The organism is Streptomyces sp. NPDC001492 (assembly GCF_053597275.1).
Genome location: NZ_JBSFHW010000006.1, coordinates 280212 through 303293 on the forward strand (window position 1 = coordinate 280212; position 23082 = coordinate 303293).

General features: G+C 71.5%; 18 protein-coding genes, 3 pseudogenes and 1 riboswitch. Of the genes and pseudogenes, 14 read left to right on the forward strand and 7 right to left on the reverse strand.

Annotated features, from left to right (window positions below):
- Positions 1-79 precede the first annotated feature (79 nt).
- Positions 80-1069 (forward strand): malate dehydrogenase, encoded by a 990-nt coding sequence (locus ACWC1K_RS10795; protein WP_030930180.1) that lies wholly within the window; start codon positions 80-82, stop codon positions 1067-1069.
- A 131-nt stretch (positions 1070-1200) separates the two neighbouring features.
- Entirely contained in the window at positions 1201-2109 is a 909-nt protein-coding gene (locus ACWC1K_RS10800; protein ID WP_450830227.1) for a hypothetical protein, read from the forward strand.
- Between the two features lie 333 nt (positions 2110-2442).
- Here the strand turns inward: ACWC1K_RS10800 and ACWC1K_RS10805 are convergent.
- A pseudogene (locus ACWC1K_RS10805) lies at positions 2443-2779 on the reverse strand (MFS transporter); the annotation flags it as partial.
- On the opposite strand from ACWC1K_RS10805, the pseudogene ACWC1K_RS10810 reads away from it, so the two are divergent.
- Positions 2776-3132 (forward strand): annotated as a pseudogene (locus tag ACWC1K_RS10810) (LysR family transcriptional regulator); the annotation flags it as partial. The pseudogenes ACWC1K_RS10805 and ACWC1K_RS10810 sit on opposite strands and share 4 nt — an antisense overlap.
- Here ACWC1K_RS10810 and ACWC1K_RS10815 read toward each other — a convergent pair.
- Positions 3084-4004, reverse strand: a complete 921-nt coding sequence (locus tag ACWC1K_RS10815) for a GNAT family N-acetyltransferase (protein WP_450830228.1) — start codon at positions 4002-4004, stop codon at positions 3084-3086. The pseudogene ACWC1K_RS10810 and the gene ACWC1K_RS10815 overlap by 49 nt on opposite strands.
- A 157-nt stretch (positions 4005-4161) precedes the next feature.
- Here ACWC1K_RS10815 and ACWC1K_RS10820 point away from each other — a divergent pair, with 157 nt between their 5' ends.
- The 8 genes from ACWC1K_RS10820 (at position 4162) to ACWC1K_RS10855 (ending at position 14866) form a co-directional block, all read left to right on the forward strand.
- Complete coding sequence (locus ACWC1K_RS10820) at positions 4162-5946, forward strand: hypothetical protein (protein ID WP_450830229.1); 1785 nt, start codon at positions 4162-4164, stop codon at positions 5944-5946.
- On the forward strand, positions 5936-6301 hold the full coding sequence (locus ACWC1K_RS10825) for a hypothetical protein (RefSeq protein WP_351462372.1): 366 nt from the start codon (positions 5936-5938) through the stop codon (positions 6299-6301). The genes ACWC1K_RS10820 and ACWC1K_RS10825 overlap by 11 nt, the downstream gene beginning before the upstream one ends.
- Positions 6302-6311: 10 nt before the next feature.
- Positions 6312-7373 (forward strand): hypothetical protein, encoded by a 1062-nt coding sequence (locus ACWC1K_RS10830; RefSeq protein WP_450830231.1) that lies wholly within the window; start codon positions 6312-6314, stop codon positions 7371-7373.
- A gap of 182 nt (positions 7374-7555) precedes the next feature.
- Entirely contained in the window at positions 7556-9085 is a 1530-nt protein-coding gene (locus ACWC1K_RS10835; protein ID WP_450830232.1) for an aldehyde dehydrogenase family protein, read from the forward strand.
- A 151-nt stretch (positions 9086-9236) separates the two neighbouring features.
- Positions 9237-10766, forward strand: coding sequence for a GMC family oxidoreductase (locus ACWC1K_RS10840; RefSeq protein WP_450830234.1), 1530 nt, complete (start codon positions 9237-9239; stop codon positions 10764-10766).
- A complete protein-coding gene (locus ACWC1K_RS10845; protein WP_450830236.1) occupies positions 10766-11950 on the forward strand; it encodes a quaternary amine ABC transporter ATP-binding protein in 1185 nt (394 codons plus the stop codon). The genes ACWC1K_RS10840 and ACWC1K_RS10845 overlap by 1 nt, the downstream gene beginning before the upstream one ends.
- Positions 11950-13893, forward strand: a complete 1944-nt coding sequence (locus ACWC1K_RS10850) for an ABC transporter permease (RefSeq protein ID WP_450830238.1) — start codon at positions 11950-11952, stop codon at positions 13891-13893. Before ACWC1K_RS10845 ends, ACWC1K_RS10850 begins: the two co-directional genes overlap by 1 nt.
- 1 nt (position 13894) lies before the next feature.
- Entirely contained in the window at positions 13895-14866 is a 972-nt protein-coding gene (locus tag ACWC1K_RS10855; RefSeq protein WP_450830239.1) for an ABC transporter substrate-binding protein, read from the forward strand.
- A 211-nt stretch (positions 14867-15077) separates the two neighbouring features.
- Here ACWC1K_RS10855 and ACWC1K_RS10860 read toward each other — a convergent pair whose 3' ends face one another.
- From ACWC1K_RS10860 to rocD, 3 genes are all read right to left on the reverse strand, one after another.
- On the reverse strand, positions 15078-15920 hold the full coding sequence (locus ACWC1K_RS10860; RefSeq protein ID WP_450830361.1) for a hypothetical protein: 843 nt from the start codon (positions 15918-15920) through the stop codon (positions 15078-15080).
- A 223-nt stretch (positions 15921-16143) separates the two neighbouring features.
- Positions 16144-17094: an AraC family transcriptional regulator gene (locus ACWC1K_RS10865; RefSeq protein WP_450830241.1), complete on the reverse strand. Its 951-nt coding sequence runs from the start codon at positions 17092-17094 to the stop codon at positions 16144-16146.
- Between the two features lie 228 nt (positions 17095-17322).
- Positions 17323-18528, reverse strand: a complete 1206-nt coding sequence (gene rocD / locus ACWC1K_RS10870) for an ornithine--oxo-acid transaminase (RefSeq protein ID WP_450830243.1) — start codon at positions 18526-18528, stop codon at positions 17323-17325.
- Positions 18529-18631: 103 nt separating this feature from the next.
- Positions 18632-18719, forward strand: a riboswitch (ZMP/ZTP riboswitch).
- Positions 18720-18762: 43 nt separating this feature from the next.
- Here rocD and ACWC1K_RS10875 point away from each other — a divergent pair.
- Entirely contained in the window at positions 18763-20214 is a 1452-nt protein-coding gene (locus ACWC1K_RS10875; RefSeq protein WP_450830245.1) for a glycine hydroxymethyltransferase, read from the forward strand.
- An 89-nt stretch (positions 20215-20303) separates the two neighbouring features.
- On the opposite strand, the pseudogene ACWC1K_RS10880 reads toward ACWC1K_RS10875, so the two are convergent.
- Positions 20304-20396: pseudogene (locus tag ACWC1K_RS10880) on the reverse strand (siderophore-interacting protein); the annotation flags it as partial.
- 92 nt (positions 20397-20488) lie between these two features.
- Here ACWC1K_RS10880 and trpS point away from each other — a divergent pair.
- Together trpS and ACWC1K_RS10890 are read left to right on the forward strand one after the other, a co-directional pair.
- A complete protein-coding gene (gene trpS, locus ACWC1K_RS10885) occupies positions 20489-21502 on the forward strand; it encodes a tryptophan--tRNA ligase (protein ID WP_450830247.1) in 1014 nt (337 codons plus the stop codon).
- Positions 21503-21640: 138 nt separating this feature from the next.
- Positions 21641-22219: a 2'-5' RNA ligase family protein gene (locus tag ACWC1K_RS10890; RefSeq protein WP_450830249.1), complete on the forward strand. Its 579-nt coding sequence runs from the start codon at positions 21641-21643 to the stop codon at positions 22217-22219.
- A 3-nt stretch (positions 22220-22222) separates the two neighbouring features.
- Here ACWC1K_RS10890 and ACWC1K_RS10895 read toward each other — a convergent pair whose 3' ends face one another.
- Complete coding sequence (locus tag ACWC1K_RS10895; protein ID WP_450830251.1) at positions 22223-22993, reverse strand: decaprenylphospho-beta-D-erythro-pentofuranosid-2-ulose 2-reductase; 771 nt, start codon at positions 22991-22993, stop codon at positions 22223-22225.
- Positions 22994-23082: the final 89 nt, after the last annotated feature.

Below are 23082 nucleotides of genomic sequence, written 5' to 3' on the forward strand. Positions count from 1 at the left end.
GACGCCAAGAGATCGATCATTTGTACGTCCGCACCCCAGGGCAAGGACGCCCACCGCCAGCTGTCATACGGAGAACGCCATGACCCGCACTCCCGTGAACGTCACCGTCACCGGCGCGGCCGGCCAGATCGGTTACGCCCTGCTCTTCCGCATCGCCTCCGGCCAGCTGCTCGGCGCGGACGTGCCGGTCAAGCTGCGCCTGCTGGAGATCACGCCCGCACTGAAGGCCGCCGAGGGCACGGCCATGGAGCTCGACGACTGCGCGTTCCCGCTCCTGCAGGGCATCGACATCACGGACGACCCGAACGTCGCCTTCGACGGCACCAACGTCGCCCTCCTCGTGGGCGCCCGCCCGCGCACCAAGGGCATGGAGCGCGGCGACCTGCTCTCCGCCAACGGCGGCATCTTCAAGCCGCAGGGCAAGGCCATCAACGACAACGCCGCGGACGACATCAAGGTCCTCGTCGTCGGCAACCCGGCCAACACCAACGCGCTCATCGCGCAGGCCGCCGCCCCGGACGTACCGGCCGAGCGCTTCACCGCGATGACCCGCCTCGACCACAACCGCGCGCTGACGCAGCTCGCGAAGAAGACGGGCTCGACGGTCGCCGACATCAAGCGCCTGACGATCTGGGGCAACCACTCCGCCACCCAGTACCCGGACATCTTCCACGCCACGGTCGCCGGCAAGAACGCCGCCGAGACCGTGAACGACGAGAAGTGGCTGGCCGAGGAGTTCATCCCGACCGTCGCCAAGCGCGGCGCGGCGATCATCGAGGCCCGCGGCGCGTCCTCCGCCGCCTCGGCCGCCAACGCCGCCATCGACCACGTGTACACGTGGGTCAACGGCACCGCGGACGGCGACTGGACCTCCATGGGCATCCCCTCGGACGGCTCCTACGGCGTCCCGGAGGGCCTGATCTCCTCCTTCCCGGTCACCACCAAGGACGGCCAGTACGAGATCGTCCAGGGCCTGGACATCAACGAGTTCTCCCGCGCCCGCATCGACGCCTCCGTGAAGGAGCTCGAGGAGGAGCGCGAGGCGGTCCGCGGTCTCGGCCTGATCTGAGCCTCCTCGTCGACGGTTCTGTCACGACCCTGCACGGGCCCCGTTCCGGTTCTTTCCGGAACGGGGCCCGTGGCCGTTTTCGCCGCTACCGTCAGAAGCGGTACCCAATGGGGGGATTCGGGGGGCGTGTCATGAGCGGTTGGGACGGTTACGACGACGGCCGCTCCGGTTCCGGGCCGGAGCGTGAACCGAGCGAGGAGAGAGGCCAGGCGGCCTGGGCCGCCCAGCAGCCGGCGACTCCACCGCCCTGGTCGTCGGCCGAGACGCAGACGGGTCAGGCGCCGCCGCCCTGGGGCTTCGGGCCGACGCCCACGGGCGGTGTCCTGCCGCCGACCTGGGCGCCGCCACCGCCTCCCGCGCAGCCGCGCGGCAGAGCCCGCCGTGTCCTGGCGGTCCTCACGGCCACGCTCGTCCTCGGCGCGGGCGGCGGAGCGGGCGCCTGGTACCTCACCCGCGACCATGCGCGCGGCACCGGGGCCGCGCCCGCGCCGAGCGTGAGCGTCACCGTCACGGCGACCCCGCCGCAGAGTCCCACGCCCACGCCCACCCCCACCGCGTCCGCCTCGCTCCTGACGTCCTCGTCCCCCTCCGTCGGCTACCGCCGCGCCCAGGACCCCGTCGGCTACTCGATCGACGTCCCGAAGGGCTGGACCCGGCGTGAGGAGCAGGGCAAGCTGGCGCGGATCGTCTACTACGACGCCCCCTCCGACGCCCGTCAGCTGCAGATCTTCCTGGTCACCGAGCCCACCCCGTACGACTCCCTGACCCTCGCCGAGACCGACCCCGGCTACGGCTTCGCCAAGCAGCCCGGCTACGAGGTCGTCGAGCGCGACCACGGCGACACCTGGGCGGAGTTGACCTACCGCTACGACGACCAGCACAAGGGCACCCGCCAGGTCATCGACCACCGCTTCCGGGCGGCCGACGGCACCCTCTACGCGATCCGCTCCAGCGGTCCCGTGGCCCTCGCCCCCGAGCGGGTCCGGGAGCCGCTGAGGATGGCGGTCCGCTCCTTCTGCCCGACCGGGGCACAGTGCTGAGCGCTGCGAACGCGGGTCCCGTGCCCCTTCAGATACCGACGGTCAGGAGACGGGCTCCATGGTGCGGGAGGGGTCGGCGGTTTCGCGATAGCCGCCCATGACGCTGCGGTAGCCGCGAGGGCCAGGACGCTTAAGGCGAAGACCGTGCCGGTGCCGGCGACGCCGAGGGCCGCGCCCTTTCACGGCTGATCTCGCGGGCCTGTTCGATGGACTCCGGTGGTCATGCGACGGGCTGCTTGGCGTCGGCGGACGCGGCCGTTGCACGGGAGGGGTCGGCGGTTTGGCGATAGCCGCCCATGACGCTGCGGTTGCCGCGAGGGCCAGGACGCTTAAGGCGAGGACCGTGCCGGTGCCGGCGACGCCGAGGGCCGCGCCGATCTCGCGGGCCCGAGCCGAGGCCCGCCTGGTGGGCGGGGAGCGATGTGACGACGCCGAGGGTGAGGGCCGGCATCGACAGGCCCGCGCCTGCCGAGATGACGAGCAGCCAGCAGGCGTACAGGGCGTCGGGCGGGCCCGCTTCCGCGGTGGACGCGCCGAGCAGGCCGAGGCCGATCAGTGCGAGACCGGCGCCGATGACCGGGCGCGGGCGTGGCGCCCAGCGCGCCGCCGGCTTCGGGACGAGCGCCATGCCGACGACCAGCGGCACGATCGCGACCCCCGGTGCCGGCGGAGCGGTTGGCCTCGGAGGGCGATCACCTGCTCGTGTCGCGGCGGGGCAGGCTGCACGAGCCGGTGGACACGGCCCTCGCCGAACTCGGCCTGAGACGCCGGGTGGTGGGGGCGGTCGCCACCTTCCCGGCCTCGCTGGTCGACTCATGGGCCCTGCCGCCCGCGGCAACCCCCGGCCTGGTCACCTTCGACGTGCCGCTCCGGCTCCCGCCGCTGCGCCTGTGCCTCGCCCGGCACCCGCGGCACGACGCCGACCCGGCACACGCCTGGCTGCGGCGGACGGTCCGGAACTGCTCGCCCGGTGGTCAGCCGGCCTGGCCTGACAGCCGTTTCTCGAACCAGTGGTCGGCGTAGACGTGATCGACGTAGGCGGGGATCTCCGTGTAGCCGCACGCCCGGTACATCGCCTGCGCCTCGGTGAGGCTCGCGTGGGTGTCGAGGCGTACGACGGTGCAGCCGCGCGCGGTGGCCGCCTCCTCCAGTGCGCCGAGGATCCGGCGGGCGAGGCCGAGGCGCCGGGCCTCCGGATGCACCCACACGTGCCGGATCTCGCCGACGCCGGGTTCCAGGCGGCGCAGCGCCCCGCAGCCCACCGGGCGGCCCTCCTCGTACGCGACGAAGAACGCGCCCGCCTCACCGGACACCTCCTCCGGCCCCACCAGGTCGGACTGGTCGAAGCCCTCGGGGAAGCGCGCGTCGATGTCGGCGGCGTAGGCGTCCAGACAGGCGCGGGCGTCCGGGGCGGCGCCGTCGACGAGTTCGACGGTGATGGCGGCCAGGCGCAGCAGGCGCTGCGAGGTGGCCATCGCGTCGATCAGCTGCGTCCGCTGGCCGGGGGCGAGGGTGTCCAGCAGGCCTGCCGCGAGCGCGTTGGCCCGGCGGTTCTGCTCCTTGACCTCGACGTGTCCGGCGGGCGTCGGCCGGGCCATGCGCAGCCGGTTGTCGTCCGGGTGGACGCTGAGCCGGACCAGGCCCTGTGCCTCCAGCGCCTTCGCCATGCGGCTGAGGTAGCCGGCGTCGAGTCCCAGGCGGCTCCTGAGTTCCCGGAGGGAGACCCCGTCCGGGTTCCCGGCGATCTCGAACAGCAGACGGGCCTCACCGAGCGGGCGGTCCTGGCCGAGGTAGTGGTCGTCCAGGGCCCCGATACGGCGGGTGAAGTAGCGGTTGAACCGGCGGAGGGCCGCCACCTGCTCCGTCGACACCGGCTCCGTATGTCCTGGCTCCATTCTTTGACCTTAGTCAAAGAATATCGGGGAGTCCATCCCTGCTCTCCGTGTCCGCCCCTTGGCATTCCGCTTCCACCGGTCCCATCCGCCCCTCTATGCTGATGGTTTGTCAACTGAACGTCTGACAACGGTCTTTCCACGCATCGGGGGAGTTCGCGTGAGCACCGCATATGTGCCACAGCAACCACAGCCGACGACGCCCACCGGGGCGCCACCCACACCACCGGCCACTCCGCCGCACGCCAGCGAGGCGACCCGGCTGCTGTGCGCGGGCACCTATCTGGACTCCGGTTACCGCGACCGAGTGATCGAGGAACTGCACCTCAACGAGCAGCGCATCGTCGCGCCCTCGCTCGGCTTCGACGCCGCCCGCGTCCTCGCGCACGCCCTGCGCGCCCGCCGCCAGGAACTCCTGTGGGCCGGGGCGATCCTCGGGCTGTGGGTGGTCGGCTCGGCCCTCAGCGGTTTTCTGCTGCTCCTCTTCCTCTGGCCGAGCGTGCTGCTCGCCCTCGCACCCTGGGTCAGGGGCCGCGGCGAACAGCCGCCGCTGTACCGCCGGGTCGCCGCGTTCCTCGTCCGCTGGTGGGGCCGTACGTTCTTCGCGACGATACTGGTCCTGACCGTCGTCGCCGGGTTCGGCGGCGGTTCGGACGACACCCCCTCCTACGGTTCGTACGGCTCCGACTACGGCTACGGCTACTCGGACTCGCCGAGCATCAGTGACGCGATCTCGCCGGGCGGCATCGCCGACGCGATCAAGCCGTGGCAGGCCTGGCTCACGCTCGCCGTGTTCGGGCTCATCGCCTGGTGCGTGCACTCCCAGCGCCACCAGTTCAGCCGCGCACTGGCCGCCGAGCTGTCCCCGCAGCGCTTCCCGGACGCCGCCTCCGACCCCGCCGAGCAGGCCGAGAACCCCCGCTTCCAGCGGCTGAAGCAGCGCATCCGCGTCGAGCAGCACGCGCCGCTGGTCATGTACCACGAGGCGCGTCCGTTCTGCGGGGCCGGAGCGGCGTACGACACCTGGGTGCTGGCCGTCGAGCTGAAGCCGGACAAGCTGGAGAAGCAGCAGCCGCTCAGCAACGGCGCGGTCCTGAAGCGGATCCGCCCGCTGCTCGAACAGCTCCGCGTCCCGGCCGAGTACGCGGGCCCGGGTGTGCGGGACCGGCTGCGCTGGCTGGAGATCGACGAGTGCGTGTTCCTGCCCGCGGAGGGCCTGCTCACCCGGGACCAGGCGCCGTACACCCCGCAGGCCTTCGAGGAGCACCGCGCGCGGGCGGTCGAGGAGGGCGCCGAGAAGCGGCGGCACTTCCTGCGCATCCGCGTCGGCGGCTGGGAGGAGGAGCTGGTCGTCACCGTCTTCGTGCGCATCCACACTCAGGGCCGGATGCTGATGCTGGAGATAGCGCCGCATGTGCTGACGCCGGTCCGTGCGGACTTCAAGGACGCCGACCGTACGGCGCACCGGTTCCGCAACAACAACGTGCTGGGCAAGGCGGCCGGCGCCGTGGTCCTGGTGCCCGGGTCGGCGGGGCGCTCCTTGGCCCAGCTCGGCCGCGGCCTGGTGTACGTGTGGCGGCTGCTGACCGGCGGGTACGCGGGCGCGCTGCCCGACGGCCCGGCGCTGTCGGTGCGTGAACTGGGCTCGACGCCCGCCGGCTCGCTCTTCCAGGAGATGGACGTGGCGCGCTATCTGAAGAGCGTGCAGGACCGGGTCGCGAACGGGGTGCGGGCCGCGCTCGCCGAAGCCGGTTACGAGACCGGGGAGTTCATGCAGAAGGTCGTGAACATCAGCAACGGCGACGTACACATCGGCAACATCTCCGGGAGCAACAACTCGATCGCGGCGGGCATGCAGAACTCCGCCTCGTCGTCCCACTCCTCGGGTTCCAACGTCTCGGGCGGCGCGGCGCCGCAGAAGGGGGCCGACAGCAATGGCCAGTGAACAGCCGAGCATCAGCATCGGTGACATCTCGGGCAGCAACAACGCGGTCGCCGCCGGCCACAACGCAAGCGCCGAAAGCCATGTGCACCACGGCACGGGAGCGCAGCCGGACGAGGAGACCCGTCAACTGCTCGCGGCCGTACGGAAGTTGCGGGAGGACCTGGCCCTGGTGAACAGCACCGGGCAGACGGTCGCGCTGGGCGAGGCGCTCGCCGACACGGAGGCCGAGATCACCCGCACCGGCCAGGCGGGGCCCACGCGCCGCCAGCGCCTGCGTGAACTGCTCACCGACTCCCAGGCCCTGGTCACGTTCCTCTCCTCCGCCGGCGCCCTGGCCGGCCTCCTGGGGCGGTGAGAGGGGCACGATGAGCGGGGGACAGCGGTACTGGAACGAGGACACCCAGCGCTGGGAGGACGGCACAGGCGGTAGCCCGGCGGCCGAACCGACGCTGCCGGTGCCGGCGCCTGCGAACGAAGGGGCGCCGGCCACCGGCCCGGCCTACCCGGCGCCCCCGGCCTCGGCTCCCACCGTGGGGACGCAGGCACCCACCGTGGGGCCGGAGAATCCCACCGTGGGCGCACAGGGCTGGCCCGTCGGCGGTGCGGACAGCGCCTGGCACGGTCCCGGGGCCGAGGGGGCCGTGCCGGAGTGGTCCAGCGGTGCCTCCTGGCCGCCCCCGGAGCCGCTCCCCGCACCCGCACCCGCCGCAGGGCTCAACCGGCGGCTCGTCTGGTCCGTGGTCGTCGGTGCCGCCGTGGTCGGGGTCGCCGTGAGCCTCGTACTGACCCTGGTGGTCGGCAAGGACGACGGGGCGGGAAAGAAGCACGTGGCGGCCAGTTCCGCGCCGTCCGCGACGGCCTCCGCGTCGCCGGACGTCTCGCAGTCGCCCTTCGCCGACGACACGGCATCGCCGTCCCCCTCGGCCTCCGCGCCGCCCGCAGGGTACGAGCTGCGTGACGACACGGAGGGGTTCCGGATCGCGATACCCGAGGGGTGGTCGCGCAGCAGCGTCGCCTCGCAGTACGGGATGGCAGTGGTGAACTACCGCAGCTCGGACAAGGAGCACCGGCTGCAGGTGTACCAGGTCGCGGAGTCGTCGCCCGAAGCCTCATTCGAGCTGTACCTGTCCGGCCAGACCAAGAAGCCCGCCGGTTTCAAGAAGCTCGATCTGCAGAAGCTGGACGACGGCGAGTTCATCGGCTCACGGCTGGAATACAAGGCCGACACGATCAAGGGCGAGCCGGACATCGGCACCTGGCACGTCTACGACGAGCGCTTCGTCGCGGCGGACGGCAACATCTACGCCATCGCGTCCTACGGCCCCGACTCCGACAGCCACGAGGACCAACTCGCCCAGCTCACCACGGCGTTGGACTGGTTCTGCCCGCCCTACACGACCTGCGACCCGGATCCGGGCACCGACTGACCCTCTCGCCCTTCTGTTCCGCCCCCTTTCCGCCCCGTTTGCCCGCATTTTCAGTGACGCAGCGCACTTTTCGCCATGGATTGCGCATGCAACCGGAGGCGGGGGGCAGGTGCTCACGGTCCTCGTGAGGGACACACGTGTCACTCAGGGGCACCGAACAGGAACGGAAGGCAATACGGATCATGGCGGAGAGAGCGGAAACCCAGGGGCTGGACGCGCAGGCGACCATCCACGTGGCAGGGGAGTGGCGGGAAGCCGTCTCCGGTGCCACGCGCGAGATCATCGACCCCGCGGACGGTCAGGGCTTCGCTCTGGTCGCGGAGGGCGACGAGAAGGACACGGACCTGGCGGTCGCGGCCGCCCGGCGCGCCTTCGACCACGGCGACTGGCCCCGCACCCCCGTGGCCGAGCGCGCCGCCCTGCTGCGCCGCGTCGCCGACCTCCTCGTGCGTGACCGCGAGCGGCTCGGGCTGCTGGAGAGCCGTGACGCCGGCAAGACCGTCGAAGAGGGCCGGGTCGACATCGACTGCGTCGCCGACGCCTTCCGCTACTTTGCCGACCTGGTGGCCGGCGAGGCTCCGGGCCGGGTCGTCGACGCGGGCTCGCCCGACATCCACAGCGTCGTCGTGCACGAACCGGTCGGGGTCTGCGCACTGATCACCCCCTGGAACTACCCGCTCCTCCAGGCCAGTTGGAAGATCGCCCCGGCTCTCGCGGCGGGCAACACCTTCGTGATCAAGCCGAGCGAGATCACCCCGCTCACCACCATCGCGCTCATCGACCTGCTCTCCGAGGCCGGGCTCCCCACCGGCGTCGCGGGCATCGTCACCGGCCCAGGCCACACGGTCGGCGCCCGGCTCGCCGAGCACCCCGACGTCGACCTGGTCTCCTTCACCGGCGGCCTGGTCAGCGGCACCAAGGTGGCGCAGGCCGCCGCCCCGAGCGTCAAGAAGGTCGCCCTGGAACTCGGCGGCAAGAACCCCAACGTCGTCTTCGCCGACGCCTGCGCGACGGACGAAGGGTTCGACACCGCCGTCGACCAGGCCCTGAACGCGGCCTTCATCCACAGCGGCCAGGTCTGCTCGGCCGGCTCCCGCCTCATCGTCGAGGAGTCCGTACGGGAGCGCTTCGTCGCCGAGCTCGCCCGCCGCGCCGCCCGGATCCGCCTGGGCCGCGGCACCGAGGACGGCGTCGAGTGCGGTCCGCTGGTCTCCGAGCAACAGCGTGCCAAGGTCGAGGGGTACGTCGCCTCCGCGCTCGCGGAGGGTGCGGTGCTGCGGTCCGGCGGCAGGCGTCCCGAGCCCTCACCGGAACGCCCCGAGGGCGGCTACTTCTATGAGCCGACCGTCCTCGACCAGTGCCACCGCGAGATGCGCGTCGTGCGCGAAGAGGTCTTCGGGCCCGTCCTCACGGTGGAGACGTTCCGCACCGAGGACGAGGCCGTTGCTCTCGCCAATGACACGGAGTACGGCCTCGCGGGCGCCGTGTGGACCGCCGACGCGGGGCGGGCCCGGCGGGTGGCGGGTCGGCTGCGGCACGGGACCGTGTGGATCAACGACTTCCACCCCTATCTTCCGCAGGCGGAGTGGGGCGGGTTCGGCAAGAGCGGGGTGGGGCGTGAGCTCGGCCCTGCGGGGCTGGCGGAGTACCGCGAGAGCAAGCACGTCTATCAGAACCTCGCGCCGCGGCCTGTGCGTTGGTTCGCCGGATAGCGCTATCGGGCGACTACGGATGTGCCGCGACGGTCGTCCGTCGTCTGCTGCCTTGTTGTGGCTGGTCGCGCCCCCGCGGCGGAGCCGCTCATGTCACAGCCCCGCGCCCCTATGGGGGCGCTTCTGATCCCCCCTCTGGAGTTGTACCCCCATGTCCGAGAATCCCCACATATACGACTACGTCGTCATCGGCGGCGGGACCGCCGGGTCCGTCATCGCCTCCCGCCTCAGCGAGAACCCGGACGTCACCGTGGCCGTCATCGAGGGCGGGCCCAGTGACGTCGGCCGTGAGGACGTGCTGACGCTGCGCCGCTGGATGGGCCTGCTCGGCGGCGAGCTCGACTACGACTACCCCACCACGGAGCAGCCACGCGGCAACTCGCACATCCGGCACAGCCGGGCCCGGGTGCTCGGCGGCTGTTCCTCGCACAACACGCTGATCGCCTTCAAGCCGCTGCCGTCCGACTGGGACGAGTGGGAGGAGGCCGGCGCCAAGGGCTGGGGCGCGGTGCCGATGGAGGCGTACTACGCCCGGCTGAAGAACAACATCGTCCCGGTCGACGAGAAGGACCGGAACGACATCGCCCACGACTTCGTCGACGCCGCGCAGTACGCGCTCGGCGTCCCCCGGATCGAGGGCTTCAACCGCGCGCCGTTCACCGAGGGGGTGGGCTTCTTCGACCTCGCCTACCACCCCGAGAACAACAAGCGGTCCTCGGCCTCGGTGGCGTATCTGCACCCGGTGATGGACGAGCGCGAGAACCTGACGATCCTCCTGGAGACCTGGGCGTACAAGCTGGAGCTGAACGGCGCCCGGGCCGAAGGCGTGCACGTCCGTACGAAGGACGGCGAGGAGATCCTCGTACGGGCGCGCAGCGAGGTCCTGCTCTGCGCCGGTGCCGTCGACTCGCCGCGGCTGCTGCTGCACTCGGGCATCGGTCCCCGCCGGCAGCTGGAGGCGCTCGGCATACCCGTGGCACTCGACCTGCCGGGGGTCGGCGAGAACCTCCTCGACCATCCCGAGTCGGTGATCGTCTGGGAGACCCACGGCCCCCTTCCGGAGAACTCCGCGATGGACAGCGACGCCGGGCTGTTCGTGCGCCGTGATCCCGAACACCAGGGCCCTGACCTGATGTTCCACTTCTACCAGGTGCCGTTCACGGACAACCCGGAGCGCCTCGGCTACGAACGGCCCAGGTACGGCGTCTCGATGACGCCCAACATCCCGAAGCCGAAGAGCCGCGGCCGGCTGTACCTCACCAGCGCCGACCCCTCGGTCAAGCCCGCCCTCGACTTCCGCTACTTCACGGACGAGGACGACTACGACGGCCGCACCCTGGTCGACGGCATCCGCATCGCCCGCGAGATCGCGCGGACGGAGCCGCTGGCGAGCTGGCTCAAGCGCGAGGTGGCCCCCGGCCCGCACCTCACCGGCGACGAGGAGCTGAGCGAGTACGCGCGCAAGGTCGCGCACACCGTGTACCACCCGGCCGGGACCTGCCGTATGGGGGCGAGCGACGACGAACTGGCGGTCGTCGACCCGCAGTTGAGGATCCGCGGACTGGAGGGGATCCGCATCGCGGATGCCTCCGTGTTCCCGACCATGACCGCCGTGAACCCGATGATCGGAGTGCTGATGGTCGGGGAGAAAGCCGTAGACCTGATCGGAAGTGGTGCGTGATGAACGCGACGAACGTGATGAGCAAACCGGTCTTCTCCGTGGAGGGGCTGTGGAAGGTGTTCGGCCCCAAGGCCGAACGCGTCCCCGCCGACCCCGGACTGACCTCGCTGGAACCCGCGGAACTCCGCGCCCGCACGGGCTGCACCGCCGCCGTCCGTGACGTCTCCTTCGACGTGCGCAAGGGCGAGGTGTTCGTGGTGATGGGCCTGTCCGGCTCCGGCAAGTCCACGCTGGTGCGCTGTCTGACCCGGCTGATCGAGCCGACGGCCGGCACGATCGCCATCGACGGCGAGGACGTCCGCGCCATGGACAGGTCCCGGCTGCGCGAACTGCGCCGCCACCGCGCCGCCATGGTTTTCCAGCACTTCGGCCTCCTGCCGCACCGCACGGTCCTCGACAACGTGGCGTACGGCCTGGAGATCCAGGGCGTGGGCAGGTCCGAGCGGCGCTCCCGCGCCCAGGAGGTCGTCGCCAAGGTCGGCCTGGACGGCATGGAGCAGCGCCGCCCGAGCCAGCTCTCCGGCGGCCAGCGTCAGCGCGTGGGCCTCGCCCGCGCCCTGGCCGTCGACCCCGAGGTCCTGCTCTTCGACGAGCCGTTCAGCGCCCTCGACCCGCTGATCCGGCGGGACATGCAGGAGGAGGTGATCCGCCTGCACCGCGAGGAGGGCCGCACGATGGTCTTCATCACCCACGACCTGAACGAGGCCCTCAAGCTGGGCGACCGGATCGCCCTGATGCGCGACGGCCGGGTCGTCCAGCTGGGCACCCCGGAGGAGATCGTGGGCAGCCCGGCCGACGACTACGTCCGCGAGTTCGTCCGGGACGTGCCGCGCGAGCAGGTGATGACGGTGCGTACGGCCATGCGGGCCGCACCCGCGGGGGAGCCGGGCAACGGACCGGCGCTCGCCCCGGACGCGACGGTCTCGGAGGCCATCGAGGCCGTCGCCCGCGCAGGCGCCCCGGCCCGCGTGATGGCCGACGGCCACTGCGTCGGAACGGTGGACGCGGACACGCTGCTGAACGTGGTGGCCGGCACAGCAGCCGCCGCAACGGGGACAGCCGCCGCGCCCGCCCCAGCCGCGGGCAGTCGTGCCGCTGGCGCGGCACCCCTCCCACAGAAAGCGGCACCGGCCGAGCGCCGGCCGGCGACCCCGCCCCCCACCACCGACCCGGAGGCCGTCTGATGGCAACGGTCACTGCACACGCGCCTCGCATCGCCATACCCGCTGCTCTGAGGCATCGCGCCGTCCAGAAACTCCTCCTCCTCGGCCTGGCCGCAGCCGTACTCGTCCCTCTGGCCAACGCCCAGTGGGCCAGCGGGAGTTGGCCCCAGGCCCTCACCGTCGACCTCTCCAAACCCCTGACCACCGCCAGCAACTGGATCATCGACAACCGGGACAGCAACCCCCTGTTCCTCTACTTCTTCGGCTACATCAGCAACGCGGTCGTCATCTCCGTACACGCCGTCTACCTGGTGCTCCTCGCCGCAGGCTGGCCCGGCGTCACGGCCCTCGCCGCCCTCGTCGCCTGGCGCGTCGCCGGCGTCCGCCTCGCCCTGGGCACGGGTGCCGCGTTCCTGGCCTGCGGTCTGCTCGGCATGTGGGTGCCGACCATGCAGACGCTCGCGCTGATGGTGGTCGCCGTGCTCGTGTCGGTCGCCGTCGGAGTGGCGCTCGGCCTCGCCGCCGGGCTCTCCGACCGCCTCGACCGCGCCCTGCGCCCGGTCCTGGACACCATGCAGGTGCTCCCCGCGTACGCGTATCTGCTGCCCGTCGTCCTGGTCTTCGGCATGGGCGTGCCCGCCGCCGTCCTCGCGACCGTCGTCTACGCCGCCCCGCCGATGGCCCGCCTCACCGCCCTCGGTCTGCAGGGCGCCGACAAGGAGGTACTGGAGGCCGTCGACTCGCTCGGCGCCACCGCACCCCAGCGCCTGCTGACCGCCCGCATCCCGCTGGCCCGCAAGGAGCTCCTCCTCGGCCTCAACCAGACGATCATGATGGCGCTGTCGATGGCCGTCATCGCCTCCGTCATCGGCGCGGGCGGCCTCGGTGACCGCGTCTACCAGGCGCTGGCCTCGGTCGACGTGGGCGCGGCGCTCGCGGCCGGCATCCCGATCGTGCTGCTCGCCGTCGTACTGGACCGGGTGACCGGCGCCGCGGGCGAGCAGGCCGGCGAGGAGCCCGGAAGTCTCCGCCCGTGGCTCTACGCGGCTGCCGCCGCCGTGGCCGTCGCGCTCGCCGGACGGCTGGCGGGCCGCCTCGACTGGCCCGACTCCTGGACGTTCGACATCGCCGAGCCGGTCAACCGCGCCGTCGACTGGATGACCGCGCACCTGTACTCGGGCGTGCCCGTCGTGGGCGGCACCGCCGACTGGGCGGGCCACTTCACCACCTGGGTGCTGAACCCGGTCCGCAGCGGACTGCAGGGGCTGCCCTGGTGGTCGGTCCTGCTCGTCGTCGCCGCTCTCGCGTGGCTGATCGGGACCTGGCGCACCGCGCTCACCGCGGTCCTCGCCATGGCCGCGATCGGCGTGCTCGGTGTGTGGCAGCCCTCCCTCGACACGCTCTCCCAGGTGCTGGCCGCCGTCGCCGTCACCCTGGTCCTGGGCTTCGCGATCGGTATCGCGGCGGCCCGCAGCGACCGTTTCGAACGGGCCCTTCGCCCCGTCCTGGACGTCTTCCAGACGATGCCGCAGTTCGTCTACCTGATCCCGGTGGTCGCGCTGTTCGGCGTGGGCCGCGCGCCCGCCGCGGCGGCCGCCGTCGTCTACGCGCTGCCCGCCGTCGTCCGCATCACCACACAGGGCCTGCGCCAGGTCGACCCGGCCGCCCTGGAGGCGGCCCGCTCGCTCGGCGCGACCCCCGCCCAGCAGCTGCGCCAGGTGCAACTCCCGCTCGCCCGAAGGGCGTTGCTGCTCGCCGTCAACCAGGGCGTGGTCCTCGTCCTCGCCGTCGTCGTCATCGGCGGCCTGGTCGGCGGTGGCGCGCTCGGCTACGACACCGTCTTCGGCCTGGCACAGGGCGACCTGGCGACCGGCCTGGTGGCGGGCGCCGCGATCGTCTGCCTCGGCCTGATGCTCGACCGGGTGACCCAGCCGACCGAACGCCGCACGAAGAAGGGAGCGTGACATGCGACTTCGTACGAGCATGAGGACGACTCCGGGTACGGCCGCCGTGGTGGGCTCCCTGGTGCTGCTCACCGGCTGCGGCGCGGCCGACATGACCAAGCAGGCCTCCCCGTTCGCCAACGCCCAGGGCGCCAAGTCCGTGACCCTGTCGGTCCAGTCCTGGGTGGGTGCGCAGTCCAACGTGGCCGTCGCCCAGTACCTGCTGGAGCACAAGCTGGGCTACCGGGTCGACACCGTCCAGGTGGACGAGGTCCCCGCCTGGGACGCGCTCAGCCAGGGCCGTGTCGACGCCATCCTGGAGGACTGGGGCCACCCCGACCAGGAGAAGCGCTACGTCGACGACAAGAAGACCATCGCGCGCGGCGGCGGGCTCGGGGTGACCGGACACATCGGCTGGTATGTGCCGACGTACCTGGCCAAGCAGCATCCCGACATCACCAACTGGAAGAACCTCAACAAGTACTCGTCGCTGTTCCGCACCGCGGAGAGCGGCGGCAAGGGCCAGCTGATGGACGGCTCACCGTCCTACGTCACCAACGACAAGGCGCTGGTGAAGAACCTGAAGCTGGACTACCAGGTGGTGTTCGCGGGCTCCGAGGCCGCGCAGATCACCCAGATGAAACAGTTCGCCAAGGAGAAGAAGCCCTTCCTGACGTACTGGTACGCGCCGCAGTGGCTGTTCAAGAAGGTCCCGATGACCGAGGTGAAGCTGCCGCCGTACAAGGAGGGTTGCGACACGGACCCGGCGAAGGTCGCCTGCGCCTACCCGCACACCCCGCTCCAGAAGTACCTCAACGCGGACTTCGCGAAGCGGGGCGGCAAGGCGGCGGCCTTCCTGAAGAAGTTCAAGTGGACGACCGAGGACCAGAACGAGGTCTCCCTGATGATCGCCGACCAGAAGCTGACCCCGGAGCAGGCGGCGAAGAAGTGGGTGGACGGCCACACGCCGACATGGAAGGCGTGGCTGTCCTGATCGGCCGGCCCGACGGCTCCTCGACGACCTCGGCCACAACCGTGTGGCTGAGGTCGCCGGCGAGCGACGGGCTGACGTTCAGCGGCCGGTCCAGGGTGACGAAGACGGCTCCGTGGCGGTCGGCGGGCCCGCCGGAACACCGGGCCCGCCGGTTTACCGGCGGATCAGCAGCCGGATCTACCAACGGATCAGCAGCCGGAGGAGGATTCGCTCACGCCGCCGCTTCCGTGGTCGTGGCGTCCGTCGTCGGCGCCTCCCCGAAGCGTGCCAGCGCCAGCGCGCCCGCGACGGCGACCAGGAACCCCAGGACCGCGAGCCAGGCGAGCCCCTCACGTGTGCGGTCCCCGAGCCACACCACGCCCACCGCCGCCGGCCCGATCGTCTCGCCGATCACCAACCCGGCGGTGGCGGTGGTCACCGAGCCGCGCTGCAACGCGGACGTCAGCAGCAGGAAGGCGGCGCCCCCGCCGATGACGAGGGCGTAGGTCGCCGGGTTGGTCAGCAGTTCCGACGGCGCGAGCGAGTCGATCAGCCGCACCGACACCTCGACCACCCCGAACCCGAACCCGGCCCCAAGGCCGAGCACCAGCGCCCGCCCGCGCCCGGACCACCGGCCCCCGAACAGTCCGAGCAGCAGCACCACGACGGCGATCGCGAGCATCGCGTACTTCAGCGCCGTCGACCCCTGACGGTCCCCCTCGGCCCCGGACGCGAGCCCCAGCATGGCGAGCCCGGCGCACACCACCCCGACCGCACCCCACTCCGTCCCGCTCAGCCGCACCTGCAGCAGTCGCGCCGCGACCACCCCGGTCACCGCCAGGCTGGACGCGAGCGCCGCGGCGACCGCGTAGATCGGGATCGACCGCAGGGCGGCGATCTGGAACAGGAACCCCAGCCCGTCCAGCGCCAGCCCGGCCAGATACCGCCACTGCCGCAGGGCCCGCAGCAGCAGCGCCGCCTCCCCGCCCCCACCCGTGGCGGCCGACCGCGCGGCAACCGCCTGCAAAACCGTCGCGGTACCGAAGCAGACCGCCGCGCCCAGCGCGCACACCATCCCAAAGATCACAAAGTGACTGTAGGGGAGACGCACAGGGAGCGGCGATGCCCCGGCGTCCGCTCTCACCGATCTCTGGCTTTGCAGACCTGCGCAAGGTCCCTGTGCGAGGGCCGTTGTCCCTGCCTCTGCTGCCGCCCGGCTCGGCTCCCCCGAACCACCGTCCACGACCCGGGCGGCAGGTTTCCACCATCGCCCCGACGCCCCTCGACCGGCTATCCGGTTACGGCGGAAACCTCACCGCTTTGTGGATAGCGCCGGACTCACCGACAGCGCGGGTCCCCCGCAACGTCTGTGACGGCGTCTCCCCGTACGTCTGCCGGTAGTGCCCGGTGAACCGCCCCAGATGCGCGAACCCCCAGCGCAACGCCACCTCGGTGACCGTCCCCGGCGCCTGTCCGTCGGCGATCGCGAGCAGATCGCGCCGGGCCAGATCCAGTCGTACGCGCCGCAGGTACGCCAGTGGAGTCGTGGCCAGATGGGCCCGGAACCCCTCCCGCAGGCTTCGCAGACTCACCCGCGCCGCCACCGCCATGTCGGCCACCGAGATGGGCTCGTGGGCGTGCTCGGCGCAGAACTCCGCGGCCCGTCGCACCGCACGGGGCAGCACCGCCGGTCCGCGCCCCGCCACCGCGTCGCTGAGCAGGTGCGGCTGCGCGTCCAGCAGGCCGTCGACCAGCAACTGCTCGAAGTGCCCCACCGCCAGCGGCGATCGCGCCGCCAGCTCCGAGTCGGCGAACTCGGCGAACGCCTGCACCACCCGCAACCACGCCCGGACCGCCCCCACCCGCGAATCCAGCACCGGCGCGAAGTGCAGGGGAGCGGAGGGCAGTTCACCGAGGCGCACGGCGAGCGCCCGGTCGACGGTCTGCCGGGGCAGGATCAGCACCCGGTTCAGCGTCTCCCCGCTCCACCGCATCGACAGCCGCTGCCCCGGATTGACGATGCTGAGCACGGACGCCAGGGCGACCCCGTCCGCGGTGACGACACCGTCCCCGGCGAGCGGCACATGGATGTTGTAGAACTCCGGCAACTCGCCCGGCGTGACATCGACCTCCGCGCCGTACCCCAACTCGTACAGCGCCACGGCCCCTTCGTGCACGCACCGGAACCGCCCGTCGACCGGATGTTCGTCCAGCACCGTCAGCCGGTGGGGCGCGAACCGCTCGCTCACCAGCGCGTGCAACTCCTCGACATCACGACCCCGAAAGAGGAGCTCCCGCCCCGCACCCGCCGGCACGGCAGCCGACCCGTTTCCGCCCATGACGGACCTCTCGCCGCGTGTCCTGTACGCCCGTACCGCCCGATTTTCCCGGCCTCCGCGGCCCAGCGTCGAGGGCCGAAGGTCCCGGAAGCCGAAGCCGAAGCCGCACGGGAGCACGCCGGCGCCCCGCCGCGCGGCTCAGATCCCGAGCACCGCCCGCAACTGCGCGAGCCCCCAGTCCAGGTCCTCCTTCCCGATCACCAACGGCGGCGCGATCCGCACCGTCGGCCCGTGCGTGTCCTTCACCAGCACCCCCCGCTCCATCAGCTTCTCGGACACCTCCCTGCCCGTGCCGTAGGGCGGCGCGATGTCGACGCCCGCCCACAGCCCCCGCCCGCGCACCGCCTTCACCCGTCCCGTGCCGGTCAACGCCCGCAGTTCCCGGTGCAGATGACTGCCCAGCTCCGCGGACCGCGCCTGGAACTCGCCCGTCCGCAGCATCGCGATCACCTCCAGCGCCACCGCACACGCCAGCGGATTCCCGCCGAACGTCGAACCGTGCTCACCGGGCCGGAACACTCCGAGCACATCGGCCGACGACACCACCGCCGACACCGGCACGATCCCGCCCCCCAGCGCCTTGCCGAGCACATACACATCGGGCACCACGCCCTCGTGCTCGCACGCGAAGGTCTTTCCGGTCCGGCCAAGCCCCGACTGGATCTCGTCCGCCACGAACAGCACGTTCCGTTCGCGCGTCAGCTCCCGCACCGCGGGCAGATAACCGGCCGGCGGCACCAGCACCCCCGCCTCGCCCTGGATCGGCTCCAGCAGCACGGCCACCGTGTTCTCCGTGACCGCCGACCGCATCGCCGTCAGGTCCCCGTACGGCACGATCTCGAAGCCCGGCGTGTACGGACCGAAGTCCGCCCGTGCCTCCGGGTCGGTGGAGAAGCTGACGAGGGTCGTCGTACGGCCGTGGAAGTTGTTGCCCGCGACCACGATCTTCGCCATCTCCGCGGGCACGCCCTTGACCCGGTAGCCCCACTTCCGGGCCGTCTTCACCGCCGTCTCCACCGCTTCCGCGCCGGTGTTCATCGGCAGCACCAGCTCCATCCCGCACAGCTCGGCGAGCTCGGAGCAGAACGCCGCGAACCGGTCGTGATGGAACGCCCGCGACGTCAGCGTCACCCTCTCCAGCTGCGCCTTCGCCGCCTCCACCAGCCGGCGGTTGCGATGCCCGAAGTTCAGCGCCGAGTAACCGGCCAGCAGGTCCAGATACCGCCTCCCCTCCACATCCGTCATCCACGCCCCGTCCGCGGAGGCGATGACCACGGGCAGGGGGTGGTAGTTGTGCGCGCTGTGCGCCTCGGCGGCGGCGATGAGTGTCTCCGTAGCGGTCACGGAATCTCCCGAAGGTGCCAGATGCTGTGCGGGTGCCCCCTTCTTATCCTCGCCCGCATGGTGGACGCGGGACCTCCGCGTTCCGGCGCGCCCGGTAGGCTGACCAGCGGGCCGTGACTGGCGCGCTGGGATGGGACCGACCATCGGGGAGCGGCCTGAGTGAGTGAGTGCCGTGCGCCTGGGCCAGCCGTGAACCGTGAACGCTTCAAGCCACGCCACCCGGAGGCCGACGACATGTCAGAGCAGCAGCCCCTCTCCACCGAGTCCACCGCCTTCCGCGCCGCCCTCGACGTGATCCGCGCGGTCGAGCCGCGCGTCGCGGACGCCATCGGGCAGGAGGTCGCCGACCAGCGCGAGATGCTCAAGCTGATCGCCTCCGAGAACTACGCCTCCCCGGCCACTCTCCTCGCGATGGGCAACTGGTTCAGCGACAAGTACGCCGAGGGCACCATCGGCCGCCGCTTCTACGCCGGCTGCCGCAACGTCGACACCGTCGAGTCCCTCGCCGCCGAGCACGCCAAGGAGCTCTTCGGCGCCCGCCACGCCTACGTCCAGCCGCACTCCGGCATCGACGCCAACCTCGTCGCCTTCTGGTCCGTCCTCGCCGACCGCGTCGAGGCCCCGTTCCTGGAGAAGACCGGCGCCCGCCAGGTCAACGACCTCACCGACGCCGACTGGGCCGAACTGCGCCAGGCCTTCGGCAACCAGCGCATGCTCGGCATGTCCCTGGACGCCGGCGGCCACCTCACCCACGGCTTCCGCCCGAACATCTCCGGCAAGATGTTCGACCAGCGCTCCTACGGCACGGACCCCGCCACCGGCCTCATCGACTACGAGGCCCTGCGCGTCTCCGCCCGCGAGTTCAAGCCCCTGATCATCGTCGCCGGCTACTCCGCCTACCCGCGGCTGGTGAACTTCCGCATCATGCGGGAGATCGCCGACGAGGTCGGCGCGACCCTGATGGTGGACATGGCGCACTTCGCCGGTCTGGTCGCGGGCAAGGTGCTGACCGGTGACTTCGACCCGGTTCCGCACGCCCAGATCGTCACCACCACCACCCACAAGTCGCTGCGCGGCCCGCGCGGCGGCATGGTCCTGTGCGACGACTCCCTCAAGGACCAGGTCGACCGCGGCTGCCCGATGGTCCTCGGCGGCCCGCTCCCGCACGTCATGGCCGCCAAGGCCGTCGCCCTCGCCGAGGCGCGCCGGCCCTCCTTCCAGGACTATGCCCAGCGCATCGTCGACAACTCCCGCGCACTGGCGGAGGGCCTGATGCGGCGCGGCGCCACTCTCGTCACCGGCGGCACCGACAACCACCTCAACCTCATCGACGTGGCCACCTCCTACGGCCTCACCGGCCGTCAGGCCGAGGCGGCCCTGCTCGACTCGGGCATCGTCACCAACCGCAACGCCATCCCCGCCGACCCCAACGGCGCCTGGTACACCTCCGGCATCCGCATCGGCACCCCCGCCCTGACCACGCGTGGCCTCGGCACCGCCGAGATGGACGAGGTCGCGGGCCTCATCGACCGCGTCCTCACGACCGCCGAGCCGGGCACCACCAAGTCGGGCGCCCCGTCCAAGGCGCAGCACGTCCTCGACCCGAAGATCGCGGACGAGATCTCGCGCCGCGCCACCGACCTCGTGGCCGGCTTCCCGCTGTACCCGGAGATCGACCTGGGCTGACCAGCGCCCTCAGAGATCGATGAGCTCCTGTCGTGGCTCCTCCCGCGGCGGTCCGGCACCCTGCCGGGCCGCCGCGCGGCGTATCAGCAGCGCCCCGCCGGCCCCGACCGCACTGTGTTCCTCGTCTCATTGGCGACGGTCGACAGCGGCCACGGCTTGAAGGCGGCGCCCTCCCGCGCTCTCACTCCCTTGTTGCACCGCGGCAGACCGATCGGTTCCCACCTGTTTCCGACCGGTTCCGGATCGGGTCGACAGACCTGAGAGAATGGTGAACATGGCCTCTGATCGTCCCCGTGTGCTTTCTGGAATCCAGCCCACCGCAGGCTCGTTCCACCTCGGCAACTACCTCGGCGCCGTCCGCCAGTGGGTGGCCCTGCAGGAGTCCCACGACGCGTTCTACATGGTCGTCGACCTGCACGCGATCACGGTTCCGCAGGACCCGGCCGAGCTGCGCGCCAACACCCGGCTCGCCGCCGCCCAGCTGCTCGCCGCCGGACTCGACCCCGAGCGCTGCACGCTCTTCGTCCAGAGCCATGTCCCCGAGCACGCCCAGCTGGCCTGGGTCATGAACTGCCTCACGGGTTTCGGCGAGGCCTCCCGCATGACCCAGTTCAAGGACAAGTCCGCCAGGCAGGGCGCCGACCGCGCCTCCGTGGGCCTCTTCACGTACCCGATCCTGCAGGTCGCCGACATCCTGCTCTACCAGGCCAACGAGGTCCCGGTCGGCGAGGACCAGCGCCAGCACGTCGAGCTGACCCGCGACCTCGCGACGCGCTTCAACGGCCGCTTCGGCGAGACCTTCACCATCCCGAAGCCGTACATCCTCAAGGAGACGGCGAAGATCTACGACCTCCAGGACCCGTCGATCAAGATGAGCAAGTCGGCCTCCACGCCGAAGGGCCTCATCAACCTCCTCGACGACCCCAAGGCCACCGCCAAGAAGGTCAAGAGCGCCGTCACCGACACCGACACCGTCATCCGCTACGACGCCGAGAACAAGCCCGGCGTCAGCAACCTGCTCACCATCTACTCCACCCTCACCGGCAAGACGATCGCCGAGCTGGAGCAGGAGTACGAGGGCAAGATGTACGGCGCGCTCAAGACGGACCTCGCCGAGGTCATGGTCGAGTTCGTGACGCCCTTCAAGGAGCGCACCCAGCAGTACCTGGACGACTCGGAGACGCTGGACTCGATCCTGGCCAAGGGTGCCGAGAAGGCCCGTGCGGTCGCCGCGGAGACCCTCTCGCAGGCGTACGAAAAGGTCGGCTTCCTGCCCGCCAAGCACTGACCGCGCGCCATCGCACAGACGTACCACTGGGCAGAGCGCTGCACATCACTCCGGTTGCGCCTGCCCGCGACCCAGCCGTGGCCGTACAGTCGATAGCCGACGGCTGAGAACAAATCCGTCACGACGACAGGAGACGACGTGGGGACCGTAACGATCGGCGTGTCGATCGCGGTCCCGGAGCCTTACGGCAGCCTGCTCCAACAGCTGCGCGTGGGCTTCGGCGACGCCGCTGCTCACGGCATCCCCACGCATGTCACCCTGCTGCCGCCGACCGAGGTCGACGCCGGCGATCTGCCGGCCGTCGAGGCGCACCTGGCGGAGGTCGCCGCGAGCGGCCGGCCGTTCCCGATGCGGCTGTCCGGCACCGGCACCTTCCGGCCCCTGTCACCCGTCGTCTACGTGCGGATCGCCGAGGGCGCCGAGGCCTGCACCCAGCTGCAGAAGCAGCTCCGCGACCCCTCCGGTCCCGTTCCGCGCGAACTGCAGTTCCCGTACCACCCGCATGTCACGGTGGCGCACGGCATCGACGACGAGGCGATGGACCGCGCCTTCGAGGAACTCGCCGACTACGAGGCCGACTGGCCGTGCACCGGCTTCGCCCTCTACGAGCAGGGCGCGGACGGCGTGTGGCGCAAGCTGCGGGAGTACACCTTCGGCGGCCTGGTGGTGCCGCCGCAGGCCGGGCACGTGGAGCGCGGCTCACTGCCGACCCGGTAAGCGCTACAGGGGCAGTCGGCGGAACAGCCCGCGCGGCACGTGACGCAGCGCCGACATCACCACACGCAGCGTGCCGGGCACCCACACCGTCTCCGAGCGCCGCCGCAGCCCCAGTTCGACGGCCGTCGCGACCGCCTCCGGGGTCGTCGCGAGCGGTGTCTCAGCCAGTGGTGTCTCAGCGAGGCCGGCGGTCTTCTTCGTCCGTACGAACCCGGGGCGTACGACCATCACGTGCACGCCCGTGCCGTACAGCGCGTCGCCCAGGCCCTGCGTGAAGACGTCCAGGCCGGCCTTGCTGGAGCCGTAGATGAAGTCGCTGCGGCGGGCCCGCTCGCCGGCCACCGAGGAGAGCACCACCAGGGAGCCGTGGCCCTGGGTCTGCAGCGCGCGTGCGCCGACCAGGGCCGCCGACACCGCTCCCGTGTAGTTGGTCTGTGCGACGCGCACCGCCCAGGCCGGTTCGCGTTCGTCGCGCGCCTGGTCGCCGAGGATCCCGAAGGCGAGCAGCACCATGTCGACGTCGCTCTCCGCGAAGACCTTGCCGAGGGCGGTCTCGTGGGACTCGGGGTCGAGCGCGTCGAAGGCGACGGTGTGCACATCGGCACCGTGGCCGCGCAGTTGCTCCGCGGCCCGCTCCAGGGCGGGCGAAGGGCGTCCCGCGAGCCACACCGTGCGGGTGCGGCGCGCGATGAGACGGCGGGCCGTGGCGAGCGCGATCTCGGACGTACCGCCGAGGACGAGCAGGGACTGGGGGAGGCCGAAGGCGTCCTTCACGACAGCAGCTCCTAGAGGGCGAGACGGCGGAATGGATCGGACGTGCTGCATCTCCCGGGGCCCGGTCGATGCGGCGCATCGTCACAGGG